Raw genomic sequence first — 14,464 nt, 5'->3', positions numbered from 1 at the left:
AGTACCCGGGAAATCCCGGGGTCACGGCGGGCGGCCGCCGGTGGGAGACTGGCGGCCACGACTGCCGCCGAACGGGCCGGGGCACCGGGTGCCGGGGCGCTCCGCGGGGTTCGTGCACGGCCAGGAGAACGACCAGGAGCAGGAGGACCGTTGAGCCCGACCGACACGCTCGGCGCGCAGCCGTCGCCGGGCCCGCTCCGGACGGCCTGGCGGTCCTGGCGCGCGGGCGGCGCGATGCTGCCGACCAGCCGGGCCGGGGCGGAACTCGCGGTCGTGGTGACCGTGGTCTGCTGGCGGATCGGCACCCTCGCCTCGATGGCCCCGGCGGTGCCGACCGCGGTGGCGCACTCGACCCGGCCCTGGCTGAACGCGGTGCTGATCGCGCTGGCGGTCACCGAGTCCGCCGTGCTGCTGGCCTGGATGGTGCGCCGCCGCGGCTACTTCACCCCGCTGTGGCCCGCCGTGGACTGCGCGACCGCGCTGGTCTGCCTGCTGGCCGAGCCCTGGTACGTGCCCGACTCCGACCTGGTCGGCACCTGGACGGGCTGGGCGCCCGCGTTCGCCGCCAGTGCCACCATGAGCGTGGCGGCCGGGGCCCCGAAACGCCGGCAGACCTTCCTGCTGACCTCGGTGATCGCGGCCTGCTACCTGCTGGTCAGCCTGCCGGCGCTCGATCACAGCGCCCAGCGCGCGGCCGTGTTCAGCAACACGCTGACCTACTTCGTCTTCGCCGTGCTGTGCCGCAGCATGAGCAGCGTCGCCCGGCGCTTCGGCACCGCCGTCGACACGGCGCGGCTCGACGCGGTGGAGGCCACCCGCCGGCTGGAGGCCGAGCGCAGCCGGCGACTGCTGCACGACCCGGCGAGCCTGCTGCGCTACCTGGCCGACCCCGACCTGGACCCCGGACTCGCCCGCACCGTACGGGCCCAGGCGCTGGCCGAGGCGAACCGCATCCGCGCCCACCTGTCCGAGCCCCGGCTCCCGGCGGGCGGTCCCACCGGCGGCGGGGGCCCGGGCGGGCGGCTGCTGACCGAGGTGGTGCGGGAGGCGACCTCGGGCTTCCACGACCTGCCGATGGACGTGCTGGTGCAGCTCGCCGAGGGCGTCGAGCTCCCGGCCGCCACCGCGGAGGCCGTCACGGCGGCGGCCGTCACCGTGCTGCACAACGTGCGCCGCCACGCCGGGCCCGAGGCCGGGGTCGTGGTCCACGCCGACTTCCAACCGGACGACCGGGAGTGGGAATTGACCATCCGGGACAGCGGCCGCGGCTTCGACCCGGCCGGCACGCCGTACGGGTACGGGCTGACGCAGCTGGTCGGCGTCGCGCTCGCCGAGCAGCGGATCAGCAGCCACGTGCACTCCTCGCCGGGCGGCGGGACGACCGTGACCCTCCGCGGGACGGTGGAGCGATGACCACTCCCCCGTCCCCGCCTTCCCCCTCGCCCGCCGGGCCGCCCGCCGAGCCGTCCGCCGGGCGGCCCGCCCCGGTCCGGGTGGCCGCCGTGGACGACGACACCGTGATCCGCCGGGGCCTGCCGGTGCTGCTGGAGCGCACCGAGGTGGTGGGCGCGTACGCCGACGTGGGCGAGTTCCTGGCCGCGGACGCGCGGGTCGACGTGGTCCTGCTGGACCTGGTCCTGACCGGCACCGGGCGGCCGGAGGTGCTGCAGGGCGCGGCCGCGATCCGCGCGGTGGTGGCGGCCGGGCACCGGGTGCTGATCTACACCAACGAGCGCCGCCAGGCCGTCCTGGTCGCCTGCCTGGCCGCCGGGGCGTCCGGCGTGGTGCACAAGGCCGAGCCGCTGCCCGCCCTGGAGGACGCCGTCCACGAGGTCGCCGCCGGTCGGGTGGTGATCACCCAGGCGCTGGTCGGCCTGGCCGAACTCGCGGAGCGCCGGGGCGAGTTGCCGTCCCTGTCGGCCCGGCAGCGGCAGGTGCTGTCGGCCCGGGCCCGGGGCGAGCAGTTCCAGTCGGTGGCCGACCGCCTGTTCATCACCCGCCGGACCGCCGAGGAGCACATGGCCGCCGTCACCGCCAAGTTCGCCGCGTTCCTCCGCGACCACTCCCCCGCCGACCTGGAACGCCACCTGGGCATCGCCCCGGGCGACGTCCTGGAGCAGCTCGGGTAGCCGCCGGACGACTAGGGTGCATGCGGAACGTCCGTTCGAACGAGAGGTGGTCCGGGTGTCCGGCAGGGTCACGGCGGTCAGCAGCAGCGGCGAGCACTCCTTCGGCAAGCCCAACCGGGAGGCGATCCGGCTGCTGGCGGGGCTGGGGGTGGAGGGGACGCGCACGCCGGGGTGACGGTGCGGCACCGGTCGCGGGTGGCGCAGGACCCGACGCAGCCCAACCTCCGGCAGGTGCACCTGATCCACGCCGAGCTGTTCGCGGAGGTCGCGGCGGCCGGGTTCGACGTCGCCCCGGGCGAGTTGGGCGAGAACATCACCACGGCCGGGCTCGACCTGCTGGCGCTGCCCACCGGCGCGCTGCTGCGGATCGGGGCGCAGGCCGTGGTCGAGGCCACCGGGCTGCGCAACCCCTGCGCGCAGATCGACGGCTTCCGGGCCGGCCTGCTGAAGCAGGTGGTCGGCCGGGACGGGAACGGGGCGATCGTCCGCAGGGCCGGTGTCATGGGCGTGGTCCGCAGCGGCGGCGAGATCCGGCCCGGCGACCGCGTGACCGTCACGCTGCCGGACGGGCCGCACCGGCCGCTGGAACGGGTCTGAGCGGACGGCGGAATCCCCGGCCGGATCGTGGGGACATGTATCCGGGCGGGCGAACGTCCGGGCTCCGGGCGGGTGGGCGGCGAGGCGGTACGGCTCGGCCGCTCGACGGCATCGACCGTACAGTGCGGCGGAGTTGACGTTCCGTCAGGAGTTGGTGGCTGTGCTGCGGGCCCAGCCGCGCCGCTCGCCCTCGTCGATCAGCCGGCGGCCGGCCGCCCAGAGGGCGGTGGAGGCGTCGCCGATCACCGCCTTGCGGGCCCGCACCTCGTCCGCGGTGACCCCGGGGGTGCGCCAAGTGCCGCCGCGGGCCATCCAGTTGAGCAGCAGGGGCTGGAGCCGGTCCATCGCCTTGGCGAACCGGGCCTCGGGGGTGCGGCGGGCCTCGAACTCGTCCCACAGGGCGCGCATCCGCTCCGCCTGGTCGGGCGGCAGCAGGCCGAAGATCCGCTCGGCGGCGGCCTCCTCGCGGGCGGCCTGGTCGGCGGCGGCCGCGCCGTCGTACAGCGGGGTGTCCCCGGCGTGGATCTCCACCAGGTCGTGCAGCAGCACGAGTTGGACGGTGTGGCCGATGTCGATCGGCTCGTCCGCGTACTCGGCCAGCACGCCGACCATCAGGGCCAGGTGCCAGGAGTGCTCGGCGTCGTTCTCCCGCCGGGCGGCGGCGGCCAGCGGGGACTGCCGGAGCACCGTCTTGAGCCGGTCCACCTCGACCAGGAAGGCGAGTTGGGCCCGCAGCCGGGCGTCCAGGCCGTCGGGGAAGGGGTTCGCGTCCACCAGCAGCTCGCTCATGCCCCCATCATGCCGGGCGCGGGCCCGACCCCGCGGGCGGCGCACCGTCCGGGAGGCCGGGCCCGCGCCGGCAGGCCGGTCCTGCTCCGGCAGGCCGGGTCCGCGCCGGGAGAGCGGTCCCTGTCCCGGGGCCGGGAAGTCATGTCCGTCCCGGGCGGAAAAGGGCCCGCGCGGTATTCCCGGACCGCCGTTCCCGGCGTCCGGCCGTGGTGGGTGCGGCGGTGGCGGCGGCGCGGTGTCATTCGTGCCGGACCCAGCCGGCGGGCGGTTCCGGCAAATTCCACGCCAGCGGGCCGTTTCCTGGAAGGACCCGCTCCGAGCATTGCCGATGCCAAGACTCCTTGTGGTCGGCCCTGCGGCGGCGCTATCTTGGCGCGGCGCTCAACTCCCTTTTCCCGGGCCTTTACCGACGTTCCGTCAAAAGGGTCGCCCTGGCGGGTTGCGGCTTTTCCCCTTGCCTTTCCCTTGCCGTCGGCCGGTGGCCTGTCGCCGTGTTCCGCCGCCGTCCTAGCGTCCTGCCGCCGAGCTGTTCCGGCCGCCCCCACACCCCTCGGGTCCGCGGCCGTCCCCCCATCAACCCGGCTCGGCGGGAGGAATGGCGATGAACCGCAAGACCGCTCTGGCGGTGGCAGTCGCGGCGGCCCTCACCCTGGGCAGCGCCGTGGCGACGAGTGCGCAGAACATCGCGCTGGCCAGCAACGCGGCATCGGACGGCACCCGGTCGAACCCGGCCGGGTTCCGGGCGATGGACGCCGCGGGCCGCGCCGCGGCCCTGGCCCGGGCGGGCCGGGAGGCCGATGCGGTGGCGAAGTCGCTGGGCCTGGGCCCGGACGAGCGCCTGGTGGCGAAGGACGTCCTGGTCGACAACAGCGGGGCGCGGCACGTGCGGTACGACCGCACCTACCGCGGCCTGCCGGTGCTGGGCGGCGACCTGGTGGTGCACCGGAGCGCCGATGACACGATCACGTCCACGAGTTGGGCGCACCCGGGGGCGATCTCGCTGAGCGGGGTGACGCCGCGGCTGAGCGCCCAGGACGCCTCGGCGAGCGCCGCGCGCAGCGCCGAGCACGTCAAGCAGGCCCGCGCCACCGACCGGGACAGCAGCCAACTCGTGGTCTGGGCCCCGGCGCACGCGGCCCCGGTGCTGGCGTACCGCTCCACCGTGACCGGCGCCGGCCAGGCGGGCGCGCAGTCCCGCGAGGCCGTCCTGCTGGACGCGGGCAGTGGCGCGGTGCTGGACCAGTACGAGCTGGAGCAGGGCGTCTCCGGCACCGGCAACGGCGTCAACGTCGGCCAGGTCACCGTCGAGACCAGCCAGGACGGCAGCGGCGGCTACACGCTGACCGACGCCCAGCACGGCGGCACGATCGTCTACGACTCCAACAACAGTCCGCAGTCGAACCCGGCGCAGAACGCGCAGGCGTTCTCGAACTCCACCGACAACTGGGGCGACGGGACGGCCTCGAACCGGGAGAGCGCGGCCGTGGACGCCTCCTACGGCCTCGCCAAGACCTGGGACTTCTACAAGAGCACCTTCAACCGCTCCGGCATCCGCAACGACGGCCGCGGCGCGCCCGCGTACGTGCACGTCGACAACCAGCTGCTGAACGCCTTCTACGACGACTCGTGCTTCTGCATGTCGTTCGGCGACGGCTCCTCGCAGAACGGCAACATCCCGCTGACCGCGCTCGACGTCTCCGGCCACGAGATGAGCCACGGCGTCACCGCCGCGACCGCGAACCTGAACTACTCGGGCGAGAGCGGCGGCCTGAACGAGTCGACCAGCGACATCATGGGCACCATGGTCGAGTTCTACGCCGGCAACAGCACCGACCCCGGTGACTACTACATCGGCGAGAAGCTCAACATGGGCAACGGCTACCTGCGCCGGATGGACAACCCGGCCGCCGACGGCTCCTCGCTGTCCTGCTACAGCAGCCGGGCCGGCCAGGTCGACGTGCACTACTCCTCCGGCATCGCCAACCACTTCTTCTACCTGACGGCGGAGGGCACCGGCGCCAAGACCATCGGCGGCCTACCGCACGACGGCGCGCCCTGCAACGGCGACAGCTTCGGCGGCATCGGCAAGGACAAGGCCGCGCAGATCTGGTACCGCGCACTGTCGACCTACATGACCTCCACCACCGACTACGCCGCGGCCCGCACCGCGACCCTGCAGGCCGCCGCCGACCTGTACGGCGCCGACTCGCAGGAGCGCTACATCGTCTCCAAGGCGTGGGCCGCCGTCTCGATCGGCACCGCCCTGCCCGACCCGGGCAACGGCACCCCGACCCCGACGCCCACCCCCACGCCGACCCCGACCGGTACTCCGGCGCCGGGCGGCAACGCGCTGGCCAACGGCGGCTTCGAACAGGGCGCCACCGGCTGGACCCAGAGCGCCAACGACATCACCAACTCCACCCAGCAGCAGGCCCACGGCGGCACCTGGTACGCCTGGATGATGGGCTACGGCAGCGCCGCCACCGAGACGCTGGCGCAGAACAGCGTCACCGTGCCCGCCGGCAGCCCCAAGCTCACCTTCTGGCTGAAGGTCACCACCCAGGAGACCGGCACCACCGCCTACGACACCCTGAAGGTCAAGGTCAACGGCACCGCGCTGGCCACCTACTCCAACGCCAACGCCTCCGCCGGGTACGTGCAGAAGACCGTCGACCTGTCCGCCTACCGCGGCCAGACCGTCAACCTGGAGTTCGCCGGCCAGGAGGACGCCTCGCTGTCCACCGTCTTCCTGCTCGACGACGTGAAGATCGGCTGACCGGGCCCCGTGCCCGGACTGACGCCCCGTCGGGAGGTCCCGGCGGGGCGTCAGTCGCGGTGGCGGGCGAGTTCGGTGCGGCCGCGGACGCCGTACTGGCGGTAGAGGCGGGTGAGGTTGGCCTCGACGGCCTTGACGGAGAGGTGGAGGGCGGCGCCGATCTCGCGGTTGGTGGCGCCGTTGCGGATCAGGACGAGGATCTGCTGCTGGGTGGGGGTGGGGTCGGCCTCCAGGGCGTCGAGGGCGGCGAGGGCGGTGGCGGTGTGCTGCTGCCAGGGCAGGCAGGCGGCGGCGGTGTAGCGGGCGTGCGCCTCCTGGAGGGCGGTGCGGGCGGCGGCGCGGCGGCGGGACCGGCGCTCCAGGTGGGCCAGGGCCAGGTGGGCGCGGGCGAGTTCGAGCGGGTAGGGGTGGGTGTCGGGGAGCAGCGCCCGCAGGGTGTCGGCGGCCCGGCGGGGGTCGGTGACGGCGGTGAGGTGGGCCTCGGCGCGGTGCAGGCCGAGCAGGACGACGTCGCGGCCGAGCCGGTCGGCCCGTTCGCGGGCGTCGGCGAGGACGTCGGCGGCCTCGTCGTGCCGGCCGGAGAGGGTGAGCGCCTCGGCGAGGTCGGCGTCGACCAGGAAGAGCGCGGGGTCGTGGAACTCCATCCGGCGCAGTTGGGCGAGGCAGCGGGTCAGGTGGTCGGCGGCGGCGGGGTGGTGGCCGCGCAGGAGTTCGACCCGGCCGCGCAGGCCGTGGGCGTAGGCGAGCCATTCGCGGTCGTGGTCGTCCTCGGCGGCGCGGATCGCGGAGTCGAGGAGCCGGGCGGCGCGTTCGGCGGTGCCGCCGTTGAGTTCGGCGGCGCCGCCGAGGACGCGGGCCGGGCCGGGGCCGGGTTCGATGCGTTCGCGCAGGTCGTGGGCGGCGCGGCCGGCGGCGAAGGCGTCGGCGCAGCGGCCGGCGCGTTCGTAGACGGAGGCGGCGATGTAGAGGACGTTGGCGAGGTCCTCGGTGCGGCCGGCGGCCTCGACCTGGGCGCGCAGGGTCTCGACCTCGTCGAGGGCGCGAGGGAGGTCGCCGGTGCGCAGGGCGGCGATGGCCAGGCCCTGGTGGCAGAAGACGGCGGCGGCGGTGAGCGGGCGGCCGGCGGCGAGGCGGCAGCCGCGTTCGAGTTGGGCGAGGCCGCGGGCGGGGTCGGTGAGCAGGGTGATGGGGGCGCGCTGGGCGAGGAGTTCGACCAGCAGGTCGGGGTCCTCGGCGTGGTCGGCGTGCTTCTCGGCGGTTTCGAGTTCGGCCATGCCGGTGGCCCGGTCGCCGCGGTGCAGGGCGCGGACGGCGCGTTCCTGGTGGACGGCGGCGGTGAGGGCGGGGTGGCCGCCGGTGTCCTCGGCGGCGGCGGCGAGCAGGGGTTCGGCGCCGGGGTGGTCGGGGCCGAGCAGGCGGGCGAGCAGCAGGCGGGCGTGCACCCGGATGTCGGCGGCGGGGGCGGTGGTGAGGCGTTCGGCGCAGGAGCGGGCGAGGTCGGGGAGGCCGGCGGCGGCGGCGTTGCGGGCGGCGGCGAGCAGGCGGCGGCCGGCGGCGTCGGGTTCGGGGGTGTGGTCGGCGGCGAGGCGGAGGAGTTCGGCGGCGGTGCCGGGGGCACCGCGGGTGAGGGCGGTGTCGGCGGCGCGGGCGAGTCGGGAGGCGAGCCGGGGGTCGGGGCGGTCGGCGGCGAGGGCCTGGTGGCGGACCTGTTCGACGGGGTCGGCGGTGAGGGTGGAGAGCAGCCGGTGGGCGGCGTGCAGGTCCTCGGGGTCGGCGTCGGCGAGCAGCACCTCGGCGACCAGGGGGTGGCTGAACTGGGGTGTTCCGTTGGGGGTTTGGCGGATGACGCCGTGGCGGCGGGCGGCGGCGAGGGCTTCGGTGACGGCGGCGGGCAGTTCGGTGCCGGGGCGGGCGGCGGCCAGCACGGTGAGGGACTGCCGGGCGGAGTCGGGGAGTTCGCCGAGCCGGGCGGAGACCAGGGCGTGCAGCCGGTGCGGGACGTCGAGCGGGCGGGCCGGGTCGGCGGCGAGTGCGGCCTCGCTGCCGCCGGCGGCCAGTGAGCGGCCCAACTCCAGCGCGTAGTAGGGGTTTCCGCCGCTGACCCGGTGGACCCGGGTGAGGGTGAGGCCGCTCAGGCGCAGGCCGAGGCGTTCGCGCAGCAGGGCGCCGGTGCCGCGTTCGCCGAGCGGGCCGACCGGGATCTCGCGGGCGGCGGGCGGGCAGAGCCGTCCCATCGCGGGTTCGGCGTCGGCGTGTTCGGTGCGTTCGGTGACGGCGAAGCGGACGTGGCGGTCGGTCAGCCGGCGGGCGGCGAAGGCGATCACCTGGCGGCTGGCCTCGTCGAGCCACTGGGTGTCGTCGAGCAGGACGAGCACGGGGCCGCGCTGGGCGAGGCGGCGCAGCGCCTCCAGGACGGCGACCCGGACGGCGAGCGGGTCGGTGGGGGTGCCGGGGGCGGGGGCGCGGTGCAGCAGGGCGCGTTCGAGGGCCTGCCGGAGGTGGTCGGGGAGGTCCTCGGCGAGGCCGGGGAGGGCCTCGCCGAGGAGGTCGATCAGCGCCAGGTGCGGCAGGTCGGCCTCGGCCGCGGTGGGACTGCTGCGCAGCACCGACTCCCCGGTGGTGTCGGCGTGTTGGGCGAGCGCGTCGAGCAGGGCGGTCTTGCCGATGCCCGCCGGTCCGTGCAGCAGGACGCCGCCGGTGGCGGCGAGGGCGGCGTGGATCTCGGCGAGCAGGTTGGCGCGGTCGACGAGCGGGAGCCCGGTCGGGTCCGCCGGGGTGGCGGCGGACCCGACCGGGCCGGTGTGGATGCCGGTCATGGCGGTCAGTGTGCCGCCTTCGCCCCGGCTGCGCGAGGGTGTCGCATGAACACGACACCTCCGCGATCTTCCGTTAAGCCCCCCTTAAGGATCGGCCTGCGGCGGCCGGTCCCCTGACGGTCCGTCAGCCGATGGCGACGTCGTCGACCAGGAAGGTGGTCGCCAGGTAGGCGTCCTCCTGGCCGGCGAACTCCAGGTTGACGGTCTGGCCGCGGTAGGCGGACAGGTCGACGGTCTTCTGCACGTACCCGGCGGAGGCGTTGGCGTTGGAGTAGGTGGCCAGCGCGGTGCCGTTGACCTTGACCTTCAGGGTGTCGTAGACGGTGGAGCCGGACTCCGCGGTGGTGACCTTCAGCCAGAAGGTGAGCTTCGGGCTGCCGGCGGCCGGGACGGCGATGCCGTTCTGCGCCAGCGACTCGGTGGCGGCGCTGCCGTAGCCCATCATCCAGGCGTACCAGGTGCCGCCGTGGGCCTGCTGCTGGGTGGAGTCGGTGATGTCGTTGGCGCTCTGGGTCCAGCCGGTGGCGCCCTGCTCGAAGCCGCCGTTGGTGAGCGCGTTGCCCGGGTTGGGGTTGGTGGGCGAGGCGGTCGGGGACGGGCTGCCGGTGCCGGTCGGCGAGGGCGAGGGGGTGCCGTTGCCCGGGTCGGGCAGGGCGGTGCCGATCGAGACGGCGGCCCACGCCTTGGAGACGATGTAGCGCTCCTGCGAGTTGGCGCCGTACAGGTCGGCGGCGGCCTGCAGGGTCGCGGTGCGGGCGGCCGAGTAGTTGGTGGTGGAGGTCATGTAGGTGGACAGCGCGCGGTACCAGATCTGCGCGGCCTTGTCCTTGCCGATGCCGCCGAAGCTGTCGCCGTTGCACGGGGTGCCGTTGTGCGGCAGGCCGCCGATGGTCTTGGCGCCGGTGCCCTCGGCGGTCAGGTAGAAGAAGTGGTTGGCGATGCCGGAGGAGTAGTGCACGTCGACCTGGCCGGCCCGGCTGCTGTAGCAGGACAGCGAGGAGCCGTCGGCGGCCGGGTTGTCCATCCGGCGCAGGTAGCCGTTGCCCATGTTGAGCTTCTCGCCGATGTAGTAGTCACCGGGGTCGGTGCTGTTGCCGGCGTAGAACTCGACCATGGTGCCGAAGATGTCGGAGGTGGCCTCGTTCAGGCCGCCGGACTCGCCCGAGTAGTTCAGGTTCGCGGTCGCGGCGGTGACGCCGTGGCTCATCTCGTGGCCGGAGACGTCGAGCGCGGTCAGCGGGATGTTGCCGTTCTGCGAGGAGCCGTCGCCGAACGACATGCAGAAGCACGAGTCGTCGTAGAAGGCGTTCAGCAGCTGGTTGTCGACGTGCACGTACGCCGGGGCGCCGCGGCCGTCGTTGCGGATGCCGGAGCGGTTGAAGGTGCTCTTGTAGAAGTCCCAGGTCTTGGCCAGGCCGTAGGAGGCGTCCACGGCGGCGCTCTCCCGGCTCGACGTGGAGCCGTTGCCCCAGGAGTTGGAGGACTTCGAGAACGTCCGGGCGTTCTGCGCCGGGTTCGACTGCGGGCTGTTGTACGAGTCGTAGACGATCGTGGAGCCGTGCAGCGCGTCGGTCAGCGTGTAGCCGCTGCCACCCTGGCTGGTCTCGACGGTCACCTGGCCGACGTTGACGCCGTTGCCGGTGCCGGAGACGCCCTGCTCCAGCTCGTACTGGTCCAGCACCGCGCCGCTGGCGGCGTCGACCAGGACGGCCTCGCGGGACTGCGCGCCCGCCTCGCCCGCGCCGGTCACGGTGGAGCGGTACGCCAGCACCGGGACCTTGCCGACCGCCCAGACCACCAGCTGGCTGCTGTCCAGGGTGCCGGTGCGGGCCTGCTTGACGTGCTTGGCGCTGCGCTCGGCGGTGGCCGAGGCGTCCTGGGTGCTGAGCCGCGGCGAGAGGCCGGCGACCTTGATCGCGCCCTCGTGCGCCCAGGTGGTGGAGGTGATCCTGCCGTTCTTGGCACGGTGCACGACCAGGTCGCCGCCGACCACCGGCAGGCCGCGGTAGGTGCGGTCGTACCGCACGTGCCGGGAGCCGTCGTTGTCGACCAGGACGTCCTTCGCCAGCAGGCGCTCGTCGGAGCCGAGGCCCAGCGACTTCGCCACCGCGTCGGCCTCCCGGCCCGCCTGCTCCATGGCCGTGAGGCGGCCCACCGTGCTCATCGCCTGGAAACCGGCCCCGGACTGGGTGGTGGGGCTGGCCAGTGCGACGTTCTGCGAACTCGCCACCACGGCGCTGCCCAGGGTGAGGGCCGCCGCGACGGCGGCCGTCAGCGCGGTCTTGCGGTTCATCGGTTTTCCTCCCACCGAGCCGGGGTTGATGGGGGACGGCCTTCGGCTCCGTTGGGGTGTGGAGCGTCGACCGGTACGGCTCGGCGGCAGGACGCTAGGACCGCCGGGCACCCCCGCGACATGCCCTCGCCGACCCGGCAAGGGCCGGTCAAGGGTGGATCACGGGAACCCGGCACGCGGGCCCGGGGTCGTCGTGGGGGTCGCCGGGGCCCGGGGGAAAACCGGTCGCCGACGGGCGTTGCGGCCCGTCATCCTGGCGCGATGGGAGACCGGGCCAACGTCGTCGTGGTGCGCGCGGACGGCGCGCACGAGCTGTACCGGAGCGGCTGGGCGGTCGGGCTCGACCTCGACCTGCTGGACGGCCCGGCCGCGCTGCTCGACCTGCTCCCCGGGCTGCACCGGGACGGCTGGTGGCTGGACGAGGTGATGGCGCAGGGCGGGGTGCTGGTCGACCTCGGTCGGCAGGTGCTGCTGTTCTTCGTGTGGGAGGGCCCGACCGGCGAACTGCGCCACCGCACAGCCGCGTTCGACCTGATCCGGGCCGCCTGGCCGGGCTGGGAGGTCCGCCCGCTGTACGACGGCCCGGCCGAACTGCGCGCGTACCTCGGCCTGGACGAGGAGTACGTCCGCTGCCCCGACGCGACGCCCTGCCCCCCACCGTTCCTGCCGCCCGGGGACGAGGACCTGGCGGGGCCCGACCCGGGCGGCGTCCTGGTCACCGTCGCCGGCGGCGGCTGCCACGTCGCCGCCGGGGGCTTCGACCACCCCGTCCACGAGGGGGCGGCCCTGCTCGACCGCCTGGCGGACGCCCCCCGGCACGACGCCTGCCACCTGCACGTCGACTCCGGCCTCCACCTCGACCCGGCCCGCCGCCGCCTGGGCTGGTGGACGCTCTGCTTCTCCCCCGGGGCCTACCGCGCCCCGGAGGCGTGGCCGGGCTGGACGGTCGAGTTCTGGCAGGACGACTGGCGACGGCACGCCGCCGCCGACCCCCGCTGCGCCCCGGCCCCGTTCGGCGCCGGGGCGACGGCCCTGACCGCCGTCCGCACCGAGGCCGCGGAGCGCCGGGCCGCCCGGGAGGAGCACCGCGCCCTGGTCGAACAGCTGCGGGCGGCACGGGCCGCGAGGTGAGGCGGCGTCAGCCGGCGTTCGTGGCGGCCTCCCGCGAGGTGAGGGCGAGGTGCTGGTCGGCGGGGAAGCGGGCGCGCAGGCGGCGGTCGTGGGTGACGAGGGCGACGGCGCCGGGGTAGGCGGACAGGGCGGACTCCAGTTCTTCGACCAGGGCGGGGGCGAGGTGGTTGGTGGGCTCGTCGAGCAGCAGGAGGTCGACCGGTTCGGCGACCAGGCGGGCGAGTTCGATCCGGCGGCGCTGGCCGTAGGAGAGGTCGCCGATCCGGCGGCCCAGGTCGGCGCGGTGGAACAGGCCGAGCGAGAGCAGCCGGTCGAGGTGGTCGGCGGGGTCGCCCGGGCGGCCGTGGGCGAAGGCCCGCAGGACCGTCAGGCCGGGGGGCCACGGGGGCTCGTGCTGGCGCAGGTGGCCGACCCGGCCCCGGGTGCGGACCGTGCCCGCGGCGGGGCGCAGCTCGCCGGCCAGGACCCGGAGCAGGGTGGTCTTGCCCGCCCCGTTCGGCCCGGTGACCAGCAGGCGTTCGGCGGGGCCGATCCGCAGCGCGGGCAGCGCGAGCCGGCCGGGGACCAGGACGCCGTCGAGCTCGGCGGCGGGCGGCGGCGGCCCCCCGGCGGCCGGGCCCTCGGCGGCGGGGCGTTCGGCGGTGCCGATCCGGGCGGCGAACACCAGCGGTTCGGGCGGGGGCAGGACCGGACGGTCCGTCAGGCGGGCGACCCTTTCCTTGGCGTTGCGGATGCGGACGGTGGCGCCGTGCGCCCGGCCGCGGGCCCGGAAGCCGCCGTGGCCGAAGACGGCCAGCGGCGCCTTGCGCGGGATCGCGGCCAGCCGCGTCACGTGGGTGGCGGCGAGTTCCTGGTGGCGCGTCAGTTCGGCGCGCCACTCGGCGTACTCGCGCAGCCGGCGGCGGCGCTCGGCGGCGCGGGCCGCGAGGTGGCCCGCGTAGCCGTCCCCGTGCCGCCGGACCCGGCCCTCGGCGACCTCCAGCACGGTGTCGGTGACGCGCTCCAGGAAGACCCGGTCGTGCGTGACGGCGAGGACCGTGCCGCGGTGGGCGCGCAGGTGGGCCTCCAGCCAGGCGAGGGCGCCGTCGTCGAGGTCGTTGGTGGGCTCGTCCAGCAGGAGCAGTTCGGCGCGGGCGGCGAGGGTGGCGGCCAGCGCGAGGCGGGCGCGCTCGCCGCCGGAGAGCGTGCCGAGGCGGCGGGCGCGGTCGAGGCCGGGCAGGCCGAGGCCGTGCAGCGCCGCCTCCACCCGGCTGTCGGCGGTGTACCCGGCGCGGGCCTCGTACCGGGCGACCAGCCGGCCGTACTCGGCGAGCGCGGCGGCCTGCCGCGATCCGTCGGGACCGTCGGGGCCTTCGGGACCGCCGGGGCCTTCCGGGCCTTCCGGGTCGGCGAGGTCCGCGAGGTCGGTCTCGGCGCGGCGGATCCGGCGCTCCAGGGCGCGGAGTTCGGCCATCGCCTCGTCCACCGCGTCCTGCACGGTGGCCTCCGGCGGGAGGTCGGAGGACTGGGCGAGGTGGCCGGTGCCGCCGGGGGCGTGGACCGTCAGCTCGCCCGCGTCGGGCGCGTCGAGTCCGGCGATCAGCCGCAGCAGCGTGGACTTGCCCGCGCCGTTGTCGCCGATGATGCCGATCCGCTCGCCGGGCCGGACGCCGAAGGAGACGTCGTCGAGGACGGTGCGGTCGCCGAAGCGGCGGGTGACGTGCTGGAGCGTGAGGGGTGAGGTGCGCATGCGCGACCCCCTGTTCCCGGCCGGGGCGGCCGCTGGGCGTGGGTGGTGGACACGCCCGCGCACGCCGCCGCGTCCTCACGGCAGCCGGGAGGCCGGCCGTACCGGAGACGCGAAGGGCGCGGGCGGGAACGCGCGGCGGCGGAGCCTTGCTCGACGCGGCCGCGCGGGGAGTGTCACAGAGAACCCATGCGCAGAACGGTAGAC

The 14,464-nt window shown here is 75.3% G+C and carries 8 protein-coding genes and 1 pseudogene; 5 read left to right on the top strand and 4 right to left on the bottom strand.

Going from position 1 to position 14,464, the window contains the following annotated elements:
* Positions 1-150 precede the first annotated feature (150 nt).
* The 3 genes and pseudogenes from ACIQBJ_RS14630 (at position 151) to ACIQBJ_RS14620 (ending at position 2,726) form a co-directional block, all read left to right on the top strand.
* Positions 151-1,413: a hypothetical protein gene (locus ACIQBJ_RS14630; RefSeq protein ID WP_400708770.1), complete on the top strand. Its 1,263-nt coding sequence runs from the start codon at positions 151-153 to the stop codon at positions 1,411-1,413.
* Positions 1,410-2,129: a response regulator gene (locus tag ACIQBJ_RS14625; protein WP_400708768.1), complete on the top strand. Its 720-nt coding sequence runs from the start codon at positions 1,410-1,412 to the stop codon at positions 2,127-2,129. The genes ACIQBJ_RS14630 and ACIQBJ_RS14625 overlap by 4 nt, the downstream gene beginning before the upstream one ends.
* A gap of 55 nt (positions 2,130-2,184) precedes the next feature.
* Positions 2,185-2,726, top strand: a pseudogene (locus ACIQBJ_RS14620) (MOSC domain-containing protein).
* A 144-nt stretch (positions 2,727-2,870) separates the two neighbouring features.
* On the opposite strand, the gene ACIQBJ_RS14615 reads toward ACIQBJ_RS14620, so the two are convergent.
* Positions 2,871-3,515, bottom strand: a complete 645-nt coding sequence (locus ACIQBJ_RS14615) for an HD family hydrolase (protein ID WP_400708766.1) — start codon at positions 3,513-3,515, stop codon at positions 2,871-2,873.
* 601 nt (positions 3,516-4,116) lie between these two features.
* Between ACIQBJ_RS14615 and ACIQBJ_RS14610 the strand changes: the two genes are divergently transcribed.
* The gene (locus ACIQBJ_RS14610) at positions 4,117-6,291 is read left to right on the top strand and encodes a M4 family metallopeptidase (RefSeq protein ID WP_400708764.1); all 2,175 of its coding nucleotides are present in this window, start codon (positions 4,117-4,119) and stop codon (positions 6,289-6,291) included.
* Positions 6,292-6,341: 50 nt separating this feature from the next.
* Here ACIQBJ_RS14610 and ACIQBJ_RS14605 read toward each other — a convergent pair whose 3' ends face one another.
* Positions 6,342-9,107, bottom strand: a complete 2,766-nt coding sequence (locus ACIQBJ_RS14605; protein WP_400708762.1) for an AAA family ATPase — start codon at positions 9,105-9,107, stop codon at positions 6,342-6,344.
* Between the two features lie 124 nt (positions 9,108-9,231).
* Positions 9,232-11,400 (bottom strand): M4 family metallopeptidase, encoded by a 2,169-nt coding sequence (locus ACIQBJ_RS14600; RefSeq protein ID WP_400708760.1) that lies wholly within the window; start codon positions 11,398-11,400, stop codon positions 9,232-9,234.
* A gap of 261 nt (positions 11,401-11,661) precedes the next feature.
* On the opposite strand from ACIQBJ_RS14600, the gene ACIQBJ_RS14595 reads away from it, so the two are divergent.
* Positions 11,662-12,531: a hypothetical protein gene (locus ACIQBJ_RS14595; protein ID WP_400708758.1), complete on the top strand. Its 870-nt coding sequence runs from the start codon at positions 11,662-11,664 to the stop codon at positions 12,529-12,531.
* Positions 12,532-12,538: 7 nt separating this feature from the next.
* Here the strand turns inward: ACIQBJ_RS14595 and ACIQBJ_RS14590 are convergent, their stop codons facing one another.
* Positions 12,539-14,260, bottom strand: coding sequence for a TlrC/CarA/OleB/SrmB family ABC-F type ribosomal protection protein (locus ACIQBJ_RS14590; protein WP_400708756.1), 1,722 nt, complete (start codon positions 14,258-14,260; stop codon positions 12,539-12,541).
* Positions 14,261-14,464: the final 204 nt, after the last annotated feature.

The sequence above is a fragment of the Kitasatospora sp. NPDC088391 genome (assembly GCF_044753345.1).
GTDB lineage: Bacteria > Actinomycetota > Actinomycetes > Streptomycetales > Streptomycetaceae > Kitasatospora.
The sequence above is the reverse complement of the archived record's forward strand: the minus strand, read 5'-3'. Positions and strand labels throughout refer to the sequence as shown.

Bases quoted from the DNA above. Each gene is read 5' to 3' on its own strand.
- ACIQBJ_RS14600 (WP_400708760.1), bottom strand. From the start codon at position 11,400: ATGAACCGCAAGACCGCGCTGACGGCCGCCGTCGCGGCGGCCCTCACC.
- ACIQBJ_RS14610 (WP_400708764.1), top strand. From the start codon at position 4,117: ATGAACCGCAAGACCGCTCTGGCGGTGGCAGTCGCGGCGGCCCTCACC.
- ACIQBJ_RS14615 (WP_400708766.1), bottom strand. From the start codon at position 3,515: ATGAGCGAGCTGCTGGTGGACGCGAACCCCTTCCCCGACGGCCTGGAC.
- ACIQBJ_RS14595 (WP_400708758.1), top strand. From the start codon at position 11,662: ATGGGAGACCGGGCCAACGTCGTCGTGGTGCGCGCGGACGGCGCGCAC.
- ACIQBJ_RS14605 (WP_400708762.1), bottom strand. From the start codon at position 9,107: ATGACCGGCATCCACACCGGCCCGGTCGGGTCCGCCGCCACCCCGGCG.
- ACIQBJ_RS14625 (WP_400708768.1), top strand. From the start codon at position 1,410: ATGACCACTCCCCCGTCCCCGCCTTCCCCCTCGCCCGCCGGGCCGCCC.
- ACIQBJ_RS14590 (WP_400708756.1), bottom strand. From the start codon at position 14,260: ATGCGCACCTCACCCCTCACGCTCCAGCACGTCACCCGCCGCTTCGGC.